This is a genomic window from Burkholderia sp. LS-044 (genome assembly GCF_004803625.1).
Lineage (GTDB): Bacteria > Pseudomonadota > Gammaproteobacteria > Burkholderiales > Burkholderiaceae > Burkholderia > Burkholderia cepacia.
In genome coordinates this window covers 61,461-77,237 of sequence record NZ_SSWO01000028.1, presented here as the reverse complement: position 1 = coordinate 77,237, position 15,777 = coordinate 61,461, and the positions used below count along the sequence as shown (strand labels likewise).

Below are 15,777 nucleotides of genomic sequence, written 5' to 3'. Positions count from 1 at the left end.
GGCGAGCGCCGGTGCCGATGCGCCGAGGGCCGCGAGCCTGCCGCCGATCCGGCGCCCGCACCGGCCGCGCCGGCCCGCCAGTGACGCGCAGCCGCTCGTCGCCACGCCGCGCGACGACAACCACCGTGCGACGGCCTCCGCGAAGGCGGCGGACGCCGGCACCGCTCATTAACGGAGAAAGGCATGCAATTCGACAAGCGCGCCTGGCTCGACAAGATCAAGCAGATGTTCGCGGGCTTCGACCGCCCGCTCGCCCTCATCGTGTTCCTGCTGCTGTGCGTCGGCATCGTCACGCTGTACAGCGCGGCGATCGACATGCCGGGCCGCGTCGAGGACCAGTTGCGCAACATCCTGCTGACGTTCGTGCTGATGTGGGTGATCGCCAACATCCCGCCCACGACGCTGATGCGCTTCGCGGTCCCGCTCTACACGTTCGGGGTCACGCTATTGGTCGCGGTCGCGCTGTTCGGGATGACCAAGAAAGGCGCGAAGCGCTGGCTGAACGTCGGCGTCGTGATCCAGCCGTCGGAGATCCTCAAGATCGCGACCCCCCTGATGCTCGCGTGGTACTACCAGCGCCGCGAAGGCGGGCTGCGCTGGTACGACTTCATCGCCGCGTTCGGGATCCTGATGGTGCCGGTCGGGCTGATCGCCAAGCAGCCCGACCTCGGCACGGGCCTGCTCGTGTTCGCGGCCGGCTTCTTCGTGATCTACCTCGCCGGCCTGTCGTTCAAGCTGATCGTGCCGGTGCTCGTCGCGGGCGTGATCGCGGTCGGCTCGATCGCCGTGTTCGAAGATCGCATCTGCCAGCCAGAAGTGCAGTGGCCGCTGATGCACGACTACCAGAAGCACCGCGTGTGCACGCTGCTCGACCCGACTTCCGACCCGCTCGGCAAGGGCTTCCACACGATCCAGGCCGTGATCGCGATCGGCTCGGGCGGCGTGCTCGGCAAGGGCTACCTGAAAGGCACGCAGGCGCACCTCGAGTTCATTCCGGAGAAGCACACCGACTTCATCTTCGCGGTGTTCTCCGAGGAATGGGGGCTCGTCGGCGGGCTCGTGCTGCTGACGCTTTACATGGCGCTGATCACACGCGGGCTCTATATCGCCGCGCAGGGCGCGACGCTGTTCGGCCGCCTGCTCGCGGGCTCGCTCACGCTCGCGTTCTTCGTCTATGCGTTCGTCAACATCGGGATGGTGAGCGGCGTGCTGCCGGTCGTCGGCGTGCCGCTGCCGTTCATGAGTTATGGCGGCACGGCGCTCACGACGCTCGGCATCGCGATCGGGATGATCATGAGCGTCGGGCGGCAGCGGCGGTTGATGAAGAGCTGACCGCGCGGTACGCATCGCAGAAAGAAAAACGGCGCCGCGGCGCCGTTTTTTTTCGACCGTCCTTGCCGAACGCGGCCGCGCGGCGCGGTGTGGCGCGACCTCCGTTCACGGCGCCGGCGCGTGCGTCCCGCCCGGCTCCGCGCCGGCACCCGACGCCGGCCCCTGCACCTTCAGCCGCGCACTCAGCTCCTTGAATTTCAGCCCGGCCGTCTCGTCGCCCTGCGCGGCCGCCGCCGCGTAATACGCCCGCGCGATGTTCAGGTTCTGCGCGACACCGTCGCCCCCGCGCTCGTAGAACGACGCGGTCACGTACTGCGCGGTCGGCTCGCCTGCATCGGCGGCCTGCTTGTACCACGCGAATGCCTGCCGGTTGTCGCGCGGCGTGCCGCGTCCGTCGAGGAACTGGTTCGCGAGCGACAGCGCGGCCTGCACGTGCCCCTGCTTCGCCGCCCGCAGGAACCAGCGATGCGCTTCGGCCGGATTGCGCGCGACGAACTCGCCGTCGTCGAGCATCCGCCCGTACACGTACTGCGCATGCGACATGTTCGCGTCGGCCGCGCGCTTCAGCCAGCGCAGCCCTTCGTCGACGTTCGCCGTCACGCCTTCGCCCGTCAGCAGCATCATCGCGTAGTTGAATTGCGCGAGACGGTCGCCGCGCTCGGCCGCGTCGTGGAACTGCACCAGCGCCGCGCGATAGTCGCCGGCGTTGTAGTCGGCGACCGCCGACTGCGTCTCGCGCGATGGATCGGGCTTCGCCTGCGGCGCGCCCGGTGCGCCCGCTGCAATACACACGCCATAGACGCCACACACGCACCACAGGCCGAGCATCGCGCCGATCCGCCTGCGCGCCCCGGCCCCACCCTGCACGCGCCCACGGCACGCACCGTCGCCATCGTTCATGACCGTACCTCCTGCAGCGCCTGCCGCGTGGCGCGCAACAGCCAGCTGACGTCGGCCGACAGCGTGATCATCCGGTAGCCGGCCTCGCGATACTGGCGCGCGGCCGCCGTATCGCCCGCGAAGATGCCGACCGCGACGCCGGCCTGCCGGCCGGCCGCGAGCACGCGCGCCATCGCGGTTTCGACGTCCGGGTGGCGGATATCGCCGAGATGTCCGAGGCTCGCCGCGAGATCGGCCGGGCCGACGAACAGGCAGTCGACGCCGGGCAGCGCCGCAATCCGCTCGACTTCGTCGACGCCGCGCGCCGATTCGATCTGCACGATCACCGCGACCTGCGCGTTCGCCGTCTGCACGTAATCTCGGCGCATCCCGAACGCTGCCGCGCGCACCATGCCCGCGACACCGCGCAGCCCGTCCGGCGATTCGGGCGACGGATAGCGCGTCAGCCGCACCGCGTGCGCGGCGTCGTCGACCGTCTCGATGCATGGAAACATCAGCGTGCGCGCGCCGGCATCGAGCGCGCGCTTCACGAGCCACGGCTCGCGCGCCGGCACGCGCACGACGGGTTCGCTCGGCAGATGGGCGGCCGCGATCGCGCGCAACTGCGATGCAACATCGCGGCTGTCGTTCGGCGCGTGCTCCATGTCGATGCAGAGCCAGTCGTAGCCGGCATGCGCGAGCGCTTCCGCGGCCGAGTCGCTGCCGAGCGACAGCCACAGGCCGTACAACGGGTCGTCGCCGTCGTGCAGGCGTTGTTTGAGTGAATTGGTGAGCGTGCTCATCGATACGGCCTCCTGGACGGAACGGCAATCGAACGGGACAAGCAACGGGCAAAGCGGAGCGCGACACGCCGTGCAGCGAAGCACGGCGGCGCCAGGACCGGGCCCTGGATCGTTGGTCGGCCGTGGATGGCCGATCTGACAGCGCCGGCCGCGCGATCGCGCACGGCCGCGTTTTCCGGCGCCACGCAACGATCATAGCGCGGCGTTACGCGGAATGTGGGAACGGACGGGGGCGGGACGAAGCCGCGGGGTGCGGCGTCAGGCAGCCCGCGCCGGCTGGCGGGGCTGCCGGGAAGGCGGGATCAGCGGCCGGGCTGGCGTTCGACGTCGGCCCAGCAGTTCGGCGTTTCGTACAGGCGCACGCGCTCGAGCCGCAGGTTCACGCCGTAGTGCGCGTCGTACACGTTCGCGAGGATGTCGAACGCGATCGCCGCGAGGTTCTCGACGGTCGGGATCCGGTCGATCACGACCGTCTTGTGGTCGGCCATCTGCTCGAGGAACGAGCGCACGACCTCGTCGCGGGCGTAGACCAGGAACGCGTGGTCCCACTTGCCGACCAGGTGCTCCATCGCGAGCGCCTTCACGTCGGCGAAATCCATCACCATGCCGCGGTCGGGCGCCCCCTCGGTATCGACGAGATCGCCGCGCAGCGTGACTTCGAGCACGTAGCGATGACCATGCAGGTTCCGGCACTGGCTGCGGTGATCGGGAATGCGGTGGCCCGCGTCGAATTCGAGTTTTCGGGTAATCAGCACGATGTCAAAAGCCGTGGCTCAGGGAATGTTCAGATATTTGTGGGTCTGCATCGACAGCCGCCACTGCGGATGACGCTTGCACCAGTCGATTGCGAGCTTCGTATTGAGGTCGCGCGACGGGCCGTCCATCGGCTGGACGAGGAAGTATTCGAAGTCGAGCTTCGCGTAGTCGGCCAGCCGCTGGTTGTCCTGCGGGATCACGACCTTCAGTTCGTTGCCCTTCGTGACGACGAGCGGCGCGTCGGCCTTCGGGCTCACGCAGATCCAGTCGATCGATTCGAGCACCGGCAGCGAACCGTTGGTCTCGATCGCGATCTCGAAGCCGGCCGCGTGCAATGCGTCGACGAGCGGCTGGTCGAGTTGCAGCATCGGCTCGCCGCCCGTGCAGACGACGAAGCGGTGCGCCTCGCCCTCCGGCCACAGGCCGGCGATCGTCGCGACGAGCGCTTCGGCGTCCTTGAACTTGCCGCCGTTCTCGCCGTCGGTGCCGACGAAGTCGGTATCGCAGAAGCGGCACACGGCCTCCGCACGATCCTCTTCGCGGCCCGACCACAGGTTGCAGCCGGCGAACCGGCAAAACACGGCCGGCCGGCCCGCGTTCGCGCCCTCGCCCTGCAACGTGTAGAAAATTTCCTTGACCGCGTAAGTCATCGTGCTTCGTCCGGCTCGCGCCGCTCGTTGTCGATCAGAATCCGTTATTCATTCAGCGCTGCCGGCGCACCCGCGTCACAGCGGCGCTTCGGTCACCCGCTCGCCCTTCAGGTAAGCCTCGTAGCCGCGCTTGCGCAGCTTGCAGGCGGGGCATTCGCCGCAGCCGAAGCCCCATTCGTGCAATTCCGCGCGCTCGCCCACGTAGCACGTGTGCGTCTCGACGCGGATCAGTTCGACGAGCGCTTCGCCGCCGAGCTGCTCGGCGAGCTGCCACGTCTGCGCCTTGTCGAGCCACATCAGCGGCGTCTCGAGCACGATGCGCGTGTCCATCCCGAGGTTCAGCGCGACCTGCAGCGCCTTCATCGTGTCGTCGCGGCAGTCGGGGTAGCCCGAGAAATCGGTCTCGCACATTCCGCCGACCAGCACACGCAGCCCGCGGCGATAGGCGATCGCCGCGGCGATCGTCATGAACATCAGGTTGCGGCCCGGCACGAACGTGTTCGGCAAGCCGTTCGCCGCCGTCTCGATCTCGATCGTGCGCGTCATCGCGGTATCGCTGATCGCGCCGAGCACCGACAGGTCGATCATGTGATCGTCGCCGAGCCGGTCCGACCATGCGGAAAAATCGCGCTTCAGTGCTTCGCGCACGCCTTCGCGACACTCGAGCTCGACGCGGTGGCGCTGGCCGTAATCGAAGCCGAGCGTCTCGACCGTCTGGTAGCGTTCCAGAGCCCAGGCCACGCACGTGGCCGAGTCCTGCCCGCCGGAAAACAACACGAGCGCGCCGTCTTTAGCGTCTGTCCGAATCACCGTGATACTCCGTGAATGTGTAGGCTCGCGTCGCGCTGCGCCCCGGGGCCGGCTGCCGCCGGGCGGCCCGACGCGTGCCGGCCTGGGCCGGCTCGACCAGTATAGGCAGCGCAATCGGCCGCGAACGCGGCGGAGCGCTTATACCGCCCATCGCGCGGCATCGTTGCCGCGCGCCACGGCGGCGCCACGCTGGCAGCCTGCCGTGCGCATGAAGCGATGCGCTAAGTTATTGAGCGGACACGGATTTTATCATGCCATCTCGAATACTGCCGGGCTCGCGGGCCCGCGGACCTCATCACGCCAACCCCACCACAAACGAAAAACCCCAAGAACCTTCCGATTCTTGGGGTTTTAATTCTGGTGGCCTGGGACGGAATCGAACCATCGACACGCGGATTTTCAATCCGCTGCTCTACCAACTGAGCTACCGGGCCAACGAAGAATGAAAGTATATCGAGCTATTCGTACCTGAGCAAGTGTTTTCGCAAAATATTTTATACGGCGCCTTCGGACGGTTTCTTGCCGAGCTCGACACCGAGCTGCTTGAGCTTGCGATACAGGTGCGTGCGCTCGAGGCCCGTCTTTTCCGCGACGCGCGTCATGCTGCCGTTTTCGCGCGCGAGGTGATATTCGAAGTACGCACGCTCGAACGCATCGCGCGCTTCACGCAACGGAATGTCGAACGGGATCGCGGCCGTCTGGCCCGCGAGGCCGAGCGCCGAAGCCATGTCGTCGCCGAGCGTCGGCAGCGCGGCCGCGGATGCGACCGCCGCCGGGCCCGCCGGCTGCCCCGCACCGGCCTTCGCCGCCGCGTTCGCGGACACCGGCGCCGCACCGCGTGCGAGGCCGTGCTCGACGGACTTCAGCAGCTTCTGCAGCGCGATGGGCTTCTCGAGGAAATCGAGCGCGCCGATCTTCGTCGCCTCGACGGCCGTATCGATCGTCGCGTGCCCGGACATCATGATCACGGGCATCGTCAGCAGCCCCTGCGCCGCCCACTCCTTGAGCAACGTCACGCCGTCGGTATCGGGCATCCAGATATCGAGCAGCACGAGATCGGGCGCCTGATTCAACCGGTATTCCCGCGCGGCCTGCGCGTTCTCCGCTGCCTCGACGACATGTCCTTCATCGCTGAGGATCTCCGAGAGCAATTCCCGGATGCCCATTTCATCATCTACCACCAGGATGGTTGCCATTTACGCTGCCTTTGTCTGCTCACTTGCTTTTGTCTTGGCGGGAGCCGTCCCGTCCTGCACGCCCGATTCAGCGCCTGGCGCATCGCTCGCCATCTGCAGGAACAGAATCGACACCTGCGCACCCTCGACGGTCTCGCCGTGCATGCGATTGCGCAGATCGATCCGCGCACCGTGCTCATCGACGATTTTCTTGACCGTGGCCAACCCCAGCCCCGTGCCCTTCGCCTTCGTCGTCACATAAGGCTCGAACGCGCGGGTCAGGATGCGCGCCGGAAAACCGGGCCCGTTGTCGGACACGGTAAGACGTACCGCGACGCGTGTTTTGCCCTCGGCGTCGGGATCGCCATATTCTACTGTCTTGGTTTCGATCAACACACGCGGATGCGCTGTCTCCGCGACCGAATCCTGCGCATTCTGCAGCAGGTTGTGAATCACCTGGCGCAATTGCGTCGCGTCGCCGCGAATCACCGGCAGCGACGGCGCGAGCTCGGCGACGATCGCGCTCTTGCCTTCGCCCACCCCGTACAGCCCGAGCACCTCGCTCGCCAGTTCGTTCAACTGCAGGTTCGCGAGCACCGCCGGCGGCGTGCGCGCGTATTCGCGGAAATCGTCGACCATCCGCTTCATCGCAGCCACCTGGTTGACGATCATCGTCGCGCCGCGCTTGAGCACATCGGCGTCGGGCGGCGCGAGCTTGTCGGACAGCTTCATCTGCAACCGCTCCGCCGACAGCTGGATCGGCGTCAGCGGATTCTTGATCTCGTGCGCGAGCCGGCGCGCCACTTCGCCCCACGCAACCGAACGCTGCGCGGAAATCACGTCGGAAATGTCGTCGAACACGACGACGTAACCGGACGTCTGCGGATCGTCGGCCTGCCCCTCGATCGTCGATACGAGGCGCGTGCCGCGCACGAGCAGCGTCAGCGGATCGGCTTCGCCCGGCACCTCGATCGCGAACTGCTGCTGCCAGTGGCCGCGATCGCCGCTGCCGCCGTCGGATGCCGCCTCGCGATCGGCGAACGCCTTGCGCACCATCGCGCCGAACCCGGCGGCCACGCCGATCCGGTCGAGCGTCGTGCCGATCAGCGCGTTGAACGGCTGCCGGAAGATCCGCTCGGCGCCGCGATTGGCCGTCGTCAGCCGGAACTGGCGGTCGAGCACGAACACGCCGGCCGTCAGGTTCGCGAGGATGCTCTCGAGATACGTCTTCGAATGCTCGAGCGCGACGCGGTTCTTCTCGACCGCGAGCCGCGCCTCGGACAACTGGCGCGTCATCGCGTTGAACGACTGCGTGAGGAAGCCGAGCTCGTCGCGCGTCTTGATCTCGCGCTTCGGCGTGTAGTCGCCTTCCGTGATCTCCTTCGTGCCCTGTGCGAGCAGGAACAGCGGCCGCGCGAGCTGCTGGCCGAGCGCGAGCGCGAGCATCATCGCGATGAAGGTCGCGAGGAACAGCGCGAGCGTCAGCGTGCCGATGTACATCTTGCGCAACCCCGTGCGGCCGAGCGCCTTTTCCTGGTACTCGCGATACGCGCGCTGCACGGCATCCGCGTTGTGGGCAAGGGTGGGCGGCACCGGCTGGGTGAGTTGCAGGAAGCGCTCCGCCGGCTGCAGCAGCGATGTCGACGCATCGGGAATCGGCCGCACGACGCGCAGCCGCAGCGCGCCCTTCGCGCCGTGCGCGCGCGGGTCGCCGTCGACTTCGCCCTCGATCGCCGCATACGCGCCGTGTTCGCGCGCCTGGCTCAGCATCAGCGGCGTCGGCAGGTCGTCCGGAATCAGCGCCGCGAAATTGCCCGACGCCTGCGCGACGATATGCAGGTCGGGTGCCGCGCCCGAGCCGCCGCGGCTCGGCTCGACGATCGTCGCGTCCTGCACGCCGAACTGGTCGCGCAGCCGCAGCAGCGTGAGCGTCGTGCCGTTCGTGTTCGCGTCGGCGCTCGCGAGCTGGTCGGACATCAGCCGCGCCTTCGTCTGCAGATCGGACAGCGACGCATCGAGCATCCCGCGGCCGAGATTCAGGCCGGCCGTCAGCGCCGTCTCGACGTTCACGTCGAACCACGACTCGATGCTGCGCGACACGAACTGGTACGACACGATGTAGATGATCCCGCCCGGCACCACGCCGACGAGCGCGAAGAACACCGCGAGCTTCGCGAGCAGCCGCGTGCCGAACTTGCCCTTCCTCAGGCGCACGACGATCATCCCGATCAGCCCGAGCACCACGAGCAGGAACACGAGCGCGACGACGATGTTCGTCGCGTACAGCCACGAGTAGTAGCGATCGAAGAATTCGGTGTTCGCGCTCGCGGCCGCGAGCAGCACGAGCAGCAGCAATGCGGTGAGCGCGACGGTCGAGACGATCACGCGAACGAGGAGGCTCTTCCCGCTGGCCGCGCGGCGCACTTTATTTAGCACGTTCGGTCACCGTGAAGTTGAAGCGCTTCCAGTCCGACCCGAGCGTCCAGTCGCGGTTGTTCACCGCATCGACCTGGAACGGCTTCGGCATCAGCGCCGTATCGAGCTGCATCCGCACCGATGCCGTGTAGGTTTCGCCCGAGCGCACCTGGCTGCGGTCGATCACGTGCCACGACGTGATGTGCCTGATGACCGCAAGCGCATCCTTCAGCGACGGGAAACCGAGCTGCAGGCCGCCCGTCGACACGCGATACTCGCGCGTGAGCGGCTGGAACGACAGGCGGATCGTCTGCGACACCGATACCGGCTGTTCGTCAAGCCAGTACCAGCGCGCACGGCTCAACTCGAAATCCGTCGTGAAATACACCGGAATGCCTTTGTTGACGGCATCCTCAAGGCTCGGGTTCAGCTCGAAATCGAAGCGGGCATCGAGGCTCCAGCCGCTTCCATCGGCCTGGAGCGACGCGCGCTGCACGGCGATCGACTCGGCATGCGCCGGCCGGACGACAGCCAGGCACAGCGTCAACGCGACCATCAGGACGGCCGCGAGCCGAAGTGGAAAAAGGTGTTTGATCGTCACCGTTTCTGAAACCGCGCGTAGAAAAATCCGTCGTGATCGGTGTTCTGGTCGAGTGCGCCGGCGGCCGCCCCTCCCTGCACTCCGCCCGGCAGCAGTTGGCCGGGGGCGTCCAATCGTACCGCATCTTCACAGGCCGCTTCAAACCAGCGGGCCTGCAATTCGCCTTCTTCGGGGAAGACCGAACAGGTCACGTAAAGCAGTTCGCCGCCCGGCTTCACGAGCGGCCACAACGCCGACAGGATGCGACGCTGTTCCGTGACGAGCGCCGGGATGTCGGCCTCGCGACGCAGCCAGCGGATGTCCGGGTGACGACGCACGATACCGGACGCCGAGCACGGCACGTCGGCCAGGATACGATCGAACGGGCGCCCGTCGTACCACGCGTCGGGCGCACCCGCGTCGCCGACGCGCACGTCCGCCGCGAGCGACAGCCGCACGAGGTTCTCGCCGATCCGCGCCGCGCGCGCGGCGTCGCTTTCCAGCGCAACGACTTCCGCATCGGCGAGTTCGAGAATATGACCGGTCTTGCCGCCGGGCGCCGCGCATGCGTCGAGCACGCGCATGCCGTCACGCGCACCAAGCCATTCGGCTGCGAGTTGCGCACCGGCATCCTGCACCGACACGACGCCGTCGGCAAACCCCGGAATGTGATCGACCGGCAGCGCCGACGCGAGCCGCACTGCATGCTTGCCGATCGCGGTCGCTTCGATTCCGCTCGCCCGCAGCGTATCGAGATACGCGTCGACGCTCGCGCGGCGCGCATTCACGCGCAGCGTCAGCGGCCCCTGGCGCTCGCCGGCCGCGAGGATCGCCTGCCATGCGTCGGGCCATGCGCGCTTCACCGAATCGACCCACCACGCGCGGTAATTCCAGCGCGCGACGACATCGTCCTGCAGCGCCGCGACGAGCGCGTCGCGCTCGCGCAGGAAACGACGCAGCACCGCGTTGACCATCCCCTTCGCGAACGCGCATTCGCGGCGGGCGCCGATTACGGTCACGGCCTGGTCGACCACCGTGAACGGCGGATACGCGGCCTCGTCCGCCGGATCGAGCAGCAGCGCGAGCGCGCCGGCAAGGACTGCGTGCACGTGCGCGGGCGGCGCCTTGCTGACGAGCCGGCCGATCAGCCAGTCCGCACTGCCGAGACGGCGCATCGTCCGGTAGGCGACGTCCTGCGTCGCCCCGCGCGCAAGTGCCTGCGTACCGGACGCCATCTGCGCGAAAACCGCCGAGAGTGCCGCCGGCAGCGCGGTGCCGCGTCGTACCGCATCGACCGCCTGCGCGGCCGCGTCGAGCGCGAAGCCGAGCGAATCGGGCGCGAGATGCAGCGCGGACAGGCGCGCCGGGCGGCCGGAAGAAGACGGAGCGGTAGAACGGGTTCGTGTCATCGGAGCAAATTCGGCAAACAAGCGCGGCAAGCAAATACGGCAAACGGCGGGATCGCGGCACTCGCATGGCCCGCGGTCCCAAACCGGGCATTGTAGCGTGCGACGTTGCAGCCCCTTTGGCCCCTTTACGGCACGCACAAATGAAAACCCCGCAGCGCGAAGCGTGCGGGGTGGCATGACGGCCCCCGAACGGCAACTGCCGCACGGGGTGCCGAGGCTCAATCGAAGCGGCCGGTACGCGCCATCTCCATCAGGCGCGCGATGCGCTCCTCGGTGGCCGGGTGCGTCGAGAACAGGTTCTGCAATCCGCCACCATGCAGCGGATTCATGATCATCATCTGCGCCGTGGCCGGATGCGCTTCCGCCGCCTGGAACGGAATGCCTGCCGCATAGCGATGGATCTTGTCGAGCGCGGTCGCGAGCGACTGCGGATCGCCGGAAATCTGCGCGCCGCCGCGGTCGGCCTCGAACTCGCGTGCCCGCGAGATCGCCATCTGGATCAGCGCGCCGGCGATCGGCGCGAGCAGCGCGACCGCGATGCCCGCGATCGGGTTGGCCGGCCGGCCGTTCTCGTCACGCCCGCCGAAGAACATCGCGAAGTTCGCGAGCGCCGAGATCGCGCCCGCCATCGTCGCGGTAACCGTCGAGATCAGGATGTCGCGATGCTTCACGTGTGCAAGCTCGTGCGCCATCACGCCGCGCATCTCGCGCTCCGACAGCACGCGCAAGATGCCCGTCGTCGCGGCGACCGCCGCGTGCTCGGGGTTGCGGCCCGTCGCGAACGCGTTCGGCGCATCCTCGTTGATCAGGTAGACGCGCGGCATCGGCAGGTTCGCGCGCGTGGCCAGCTCGCGCACCATCCGGTAGAACTGCGGCGCCGTGTTCTCGTCGACTTCCTGCGCGTTGTACATGCGCAGCACCATCTTGTCGGAGAACCAGTACGAGAAGAAATTCATGCCGAGCGCGAACAGCAGCGCGATCGTCATGCCGCGCGAGCCGCCGATCATCCCGCCGATCACGATGAACAGGGCCGTGATCGCGGCCATCAGCATCGCCGTTTTGACCCAATTGAACATACCCACTCCTTATCCGTCAGGGGACCCGCCGCTCATCACAAGGCACGGCGAAAAATTGTAAGCGATTTGTTAGATAAGGTCTTGCCGGAAAAATTCAATCTCAGCGTTGCGATGCCGCAAGACGAAGGCCGAGGCCGACGAAAGCGCTGCCGACCGTGCGGTCGAGCCACTTCCTGACACCCGGCTTGCCGGAAAAGCGCGCCGTGACACTGCCCGCGACCCAGGCGACGAGGCTGGTCCACACCGTGCTCATCGCGACGAACACGCCGCCGAGGGTCAGGAACGCCAATGCCTTGTGCGGGCTGTCGGCCGACACGAATTGCGGGAAGAACGACACGAAGAACAGCACCACCTTCGGGTTCAGCACGTTGGTCCAGAAACCCTGCATGAACAGCTGGCGCAGCGGCTTCGCGGCTTGCGCGGCCGCCTTGCCCGACGGCTCGCCTGCCTGCTTCGCGATGATCATCCGCACGCCGAGGTAGATCAGGTAGGCGGCGCCAACCAGCTTGATCACCGTGAACGCGGCAGCCGATGCCGCGAGCAGCGCGGTCAGGCCGAATGCGCAGGCGAGCGCGTGCACGCAGCAGCCGGCCGAAATGCCCAACGCCGACATCAGCCCCGCGCCACGGCCCTGCGCGACACTGCGGCCGACGATATAAGCCGTATCGGGGCCGGGCGTGACGTTCAGCAGGAAGACTGCCAGCACGAAGAAGCCGAAATGGGTGATGCCGAACATGAAAACCTCGAAACCGGAGAGCGCAGGGAAATTCTACGCGCGCCCGCCGCACCGCGCGACTCGGCCGTCCGGCCGATTGCGCACGCCCGGCAGGCCGTGTCGAATGGCGGTCAGGCCGCCTCAGGCAGCGTCGGTCAGCGCAAAACGCTGGCCCGCGGCGAGCGGCGAACCGGCCAGGAACTCGCGGGCGGGCAGCCGCTTGCCGCCCGGCTTCTGCAACTGCGTGACGCGCAGCGCACCGCTGCCGCACGCGACGACCACGCCTTCCGGCGCGGCTTCGACGATCGTGCCGGGCAGCGCGTCGCCGCGCGCCGCCACGGGCTCGGCCGCCCACAGCTTGATCGCCGCGCCATCGAGCGTCGCGACGCCGCCCGGGAACGGATCGAACGCACGCACCTGGCGCGCGAGCACGTCGGCCGGCTTGCGCCAGTCGAGCGCCGCTTCATGCTTGCCGATCTTTTCCGCGTAAGTCACGCCGTCGGCCGGTTGCGGCGTGGCCGGCAGCACACCGTCGCGCTCGAGCTGCACGAGCGCGTCGACGATCAGTCGCGCACCTTCGGCAGCGAGCCGGTCGTGCAGGGTCGCGGTCGTCTCGTCCGGCGCGATCGCGATGCGCGCCTCCTCGATCATCGCGCCGGTGTCGAGGCCGATGTCCATCTGCATCAGCGTGACGCCCGTCTCGGCGTCGCCGGCCTCGATCGCGCGGTGGATCGGCGCGGCGCCGCGCCAGCGCGGCAGCAGCGATGCATGAATGTTGATGCAGCCGCCACGCGGAATGTCGAGCACCTCCTGCGGCAGCAGCAGGCCGTATGCGGCGACCACCATCACGTCATGCGGAGTCGAGCGCAGTAGCTCGATCGCGTCGGCCGCCTCCGCCGGGTACTTGCCCGCGCGGCGCAGCGACGGCGGCTGCGCGACGGGCATCCCGTGCTCGACGGCGTAGCGCTTCACCGCGCTTGCCTGCAGCTTCATCCCGCGCCCGGCAGGACGATCGGGCTGGGTCAGCACGAGCGGCACCGGAAAACCGGCCTCGTGGATCGCGGCCAGGGCAGCCGCGGCAAATTCCGGCGTGCCGGCAAAAATCACGCGCAACGTATGGTTCATGACAGCTTTCGGGGTCGGGCAGGGCGAACGCGCGTCACATCGCGCGTTCGAGTTTCTTCATCTTCGTCTTGATGCGCGTCTGCTTGAGCGGCGACAGGTATTCGACGAACACGCGCCCCATCAGGTGATCCATCTCGTGCTGGACGCACACGGCCAGCAGGCCCTCGCAGTCGAGCTCGAAGGTCTCGCCCTGCTCGTTGAGCGCACGCACGCGCACATGATCGGGACGCTCGACTTCGTCGTAGATGCCGGGCACCGACAGGCAACCCTCTTCGTAGATCTGCTTCTCGTCGCTCGACCACACGATCTCGGGGTTGATGAACGCGCGCAGCTCGTTCTTTTCCTCGGAGACGTCGATCACGATCACGCGCTCGTGCACGTCGACCTGCGTGGCCGCCAGGCCGATGCCAGGCGCTGCGTACATGGTTTCGGCCATGTCGGCGACGAGCTTGCGGATCCGGTCGTCGACCTTGTCGACGGGCTTTGCGACCTTGTGCAGCCGCTTGTCGGGGTAATGAAGAATATTGAGTAAAGCCATGGCGTTCGGTATTCGGTGGGGCGGCATGCCGCATCGGCCATCCGGCCAGCTGGCGGTGCCGCCGGGATGCAATGAAGATGAGGCGGACGCGCGGCGAATCAATGCCGCGGATCACGCCTCCTGCAATTGGCCGGGCGCCTGCGCGCGCGGCCCTGTCGAGTATTTCGGATGATGAAAATTTTATCATGGCGCCACGCGGTCCGCTGGCCGCCGCATTCGAGGAGCGTCTCATGTCGCCGCGAGTGCTGACCACCTCCGCGCTGCGTGCGTGGCTGCAGCTCGCGCATGCGCCCGGCCTCGCACCCGCCGTGCTGCAGGCACTGCTCGACGCGTTCGGCTCGCCGGATGCGCTGCTGCGCGCGTCCGGCCAGGCGATCGCCGCCGCAACCAGCCCCGCCGCGGCCCAGGCCGTGCGCGCGAGCGAGCGCGGCGACCTCGACGCGCGCACCGACGCCGTGCTCGCCTGGCTCGACGCGCCGGGCAACGCGCTCGTCACGCTCAACGATCCGGCCTACCCGCCGCGGCTGCGCGACCTGCACGATCCGCCGCCGCTGCTATATGTAAAGGGCCGTCTCGACCTGCTGCACGCGCGCGGTCTCGCCGTGGTCGGCAGCCGCCACGCGACGCCGCAGGGTCTCGCCGACGCGACGCGCTTCGCCCGCGAGCTGTCCGACGCCGGGCTTCCGATCGTGTCGGGCCTCGCGCTCGGAATCGACGGCGCCGCGCATCGGGGCGGGCTCGACGGCCGGTCAGGCACGGTCGCGGTGATCGCGACCGGCGCCGATCTCGTCTACCCGGCGCGACACCGTGCGCTCGCCCACGAAATCGCCGCTCACGGCGCGATCGTGTCGGAATGGCCGCTCGGCACACCGGCCCGCGCCGCACACTTCCCGCAACGCAACCGGCTGATCGCCGCGCTCGCGATCGGCGCGCTCGTCGTCGAGGCCGCCCCGCGCTCCGGCTCGCTGATCACCGCGCGGCTCGCGAACGAACTGGGGCGCGATGTGTTCGCGATGCCGGGCTCGATCCACGCGCCGCTCGCGCAGGGCTGCCACGCACTGATCCGCGACGGCGCGAAGCTGACGGCGGCGCCGCTCGACGTGCTCGAGGAGTACGGGCTGGGCGAACCGGCGGTTCGCGCGGCGGGCGATGCATCGTGCACCGGAAATCAGCTCGCCAGCGCCGCCAACCTCCGCGGAACCGAGGCCGCCGGTGTCGCGCAGGCCGATCCGCTCGTTGCAGCCGGCCCGCCGGCGCGAATCGAAGCATCGCCAGCGCGACCCCACAGCCCGTCCGAACAGGCCGTACTCGCCGCACTGGGATACGGCCCCGTCACCTACGAATGGCTCGCCGAACACAGCGGCCTGGCCGACGACGTGCTGCACGGCGCGCTGCTCGCGCTCGAGCTGGCCGGTCGGGTCGCGAGCGTCCCCGGCGGACGCTTCGCGCGCCTTGACGCAGCGCCCACCCCGGCCGCGCACGGCGTGCTACATTCCCCCGCATAGGGGCGGCCA

The 15,777-nt window shown here is 68.1% G+C and carries 15 protein-coding genes and 1 tRNA gene; 2 read left to right on the top strand and 14 right to left on the bottom strand.

The features are described from left to right. The first annotated feature begins 183 nt into the window (after window positions 1–183). Entirely contained in the window at window positions 184–1,332 is a 1,149-nt protein-coding gene (gene rodA / locus E9536_RS39195) for a rod shape-determining protein RodA (RefSeq protein ID WP_136472905.1), read from the top strand. 105 nt (window positions 1,333–1,437) lie between these two features. Here the strand turns inward: rodA and E9536_RS39190 are convergent, their stop codons facing one another. From E9536_RS39190 to def, 14 genes are all read right to left on the bottom strand, one after another. Continuing rightward, on the bottom strand, window positions 1,438–2,232 hold the full coding sequence (locus E9536_RS39190; protein WP_060174250.1) for a tetratricopeptide repeat protein: 795 nt from the start codon (window positions 2,230–2,232) through the stop codon (window positions 1,438–1,440). Continuing rightward, window positions 2,229–3,014 carry an aldolase/citrate lyase family protein gene (locus tag E9536_RS39185; protein ID WP_021163974.1) on the bottom strand — a complete coding sequence of 262 codons (786 nt, stop codon included), beginning with the start codon at window positions 3,012–3,014 and terminating at the stop codon, window positions 2,229–2,231. The genes E9536_RS39190 and E9536_RS39185 overlap by 4 nt, the downstream gene beginning before the upstream one ends. A gap of 302 nt (window positions 3,015–3,316) precedes the next feature. Further along, window positions 3,317–3,769: a 6-carboxytetrahydropterin synthase QueD gene (queD, locus tag E9536_RS39180; RefSeq protein WP_021163975.1), complete on the bottom strand. Its 453-nt coding sequence runs from the start codon at window positions 3,767–3,769 to the stop codon at window positions 3,317–3,319. 18 nt (window positions 3,770–3,787) lie between these two features. Next, window positions 3,788–4,420, bottom strand: coding sequence for a 7-carboxy-7-deazaguanine synthase (queE, locus tag E9536_RS39175; protein ID WP_021163976.1), 633 nt, complete (start codon window positions 4,418–4,420; stop codon window positions 3,788–3,790). 75 nt (window positions 4,421–4,495) lie between these two features. After that, window positions 4,496–5,230, bottom strand: coding sequence for a 7-cyano-7-deazaguanine synthase QueC (gene queC, locus E9536_RS39170; protein ID WP_027788853.1), 735 nt, complete (start codon window positions 5,228–5,230; stop codon window positions 4,496–4,498). A gap of 358 nt (window positions 5,231–5,588) precedes the next feature. Next, window positions 5,589–5,664 (bottom strand) — tRNA-Phe (locus E9536_RS39165). Between the two features lie 60 nt (window positions 5,665–5,724). Beyond that, on the bottom strand, window positions 5,725–6,426 hold the full coding sequence (gene esaR / locus E9536_RS39160; RefSeq protein ID WP_059700485.1) for a response regulator transcription factor EsaR: 702 nt from the start codon (window positions 6,424–6,426) through the stop codon (window positions 5,725–5,727). After that, window positions 6,427–8,841: a sensor histidine kinase EsaS gene (esaS, locus tag E9536_RS39155; protein WP_060174251.1), complete on the bottom strand. Its 2,415-nt coding sequence runs from the start codon at window positions 8,839–8,841 to the stop codon at window positions 6,427–6,429. Then, a complete protein-coding gene (locus E9536_RS39150; protein WP_136472903.1) occupies window positions 8,831–9,421 on the bottom strand; it encodes a DUF4390 domain-containing protein in 591 nt (196 codons plus the stop codon). Before E9536_RS39150 ends, esaS begins: the two co-directional genes overlap by 11 nt. Next, the gene (rsmB, locus tag E9536_RS39145; protein WP_136472901.1) at window positions 9,418–10,809 is read right to left on the bottom strand and encodes a 16S rRNA (cytosine(967)-C(5))-methyltransferase RsmB; all 1,392 of its coding nucleotides are present in this window, start codon (window positions 10,807–10,809) and stop codon (window positions 9,418–9,420) included. The genes E9536_RS39150 and rsmB overlap by 4 nt, the downstream gene beginning before the upstream one ends. Before the next feature lie 218 nt (window positions 10,810–11,027). Continuing rightward, entirely contained in the window at window positions 11,028–11,885 is an 858-nt protein-coding gene (htpX, locus tag E9536_RS39140) for a zinc metalloprotease HtpX (protein WP_124546026.1), read from the bottom strand. 100 nt (window positions 11,886–11,985) lie between these two features. Continuing rightward, on the bottom strand, window positions 11,986–12,621 hold the full coding sequence (locus tag E9536_RS39135) for a LysE family translocator (RefSeq protein ID WP_059700490.1): 636 nt from the start codon (window positions 12,619–12,621) through the stop codon (window positions 11,986–11,988). Window positions 12,622–12,741: 120 nt separating this feature from the next. After that, window positions 12,742–13,725 carry a methionyl-tRNA formyltransferase gene (gene fmt, locus E9536_RS39130; protein WP_124673362.1) on the bottom strand — a complete coding sequence of 328 codons (984 nt, stop codon included), beginning with the start codon at window positions 13,723–13,725 and terminating at the stop codon, window positions 12,742–12,744. Between the two features lie 34 nt (window positions 13,726–13,759). Then, window positions 13,760–14,263: a peptide deformylase gene (gene def, locus E9536_RS39125; protein ID WP_011353573.1), complete on the bottom strand. Its 504-nt coding sequence runs from the start codon at window positions 14,261–14,263 to the stop codon at window positions 13,760–13,762. A 185-nt stretch (window positions 14,264–14,448) separates the two neighbouring features. On the opposite strand from def, the gene dprA reads away from it, so the two are divergent. Beyond that, a complete protein-coding gene (gene dprA, locus E9536_RS39120; protein ID WP_247873562.1) occupies window positions 14,449–15,768 on the top strand; it encodes a DNA-processing protein DprA in 1,320 nt (439 codons plus the stop codon). The last annotated feature ends 9 nt before the right edge of the window (window positions 15,769–15,777 follow it).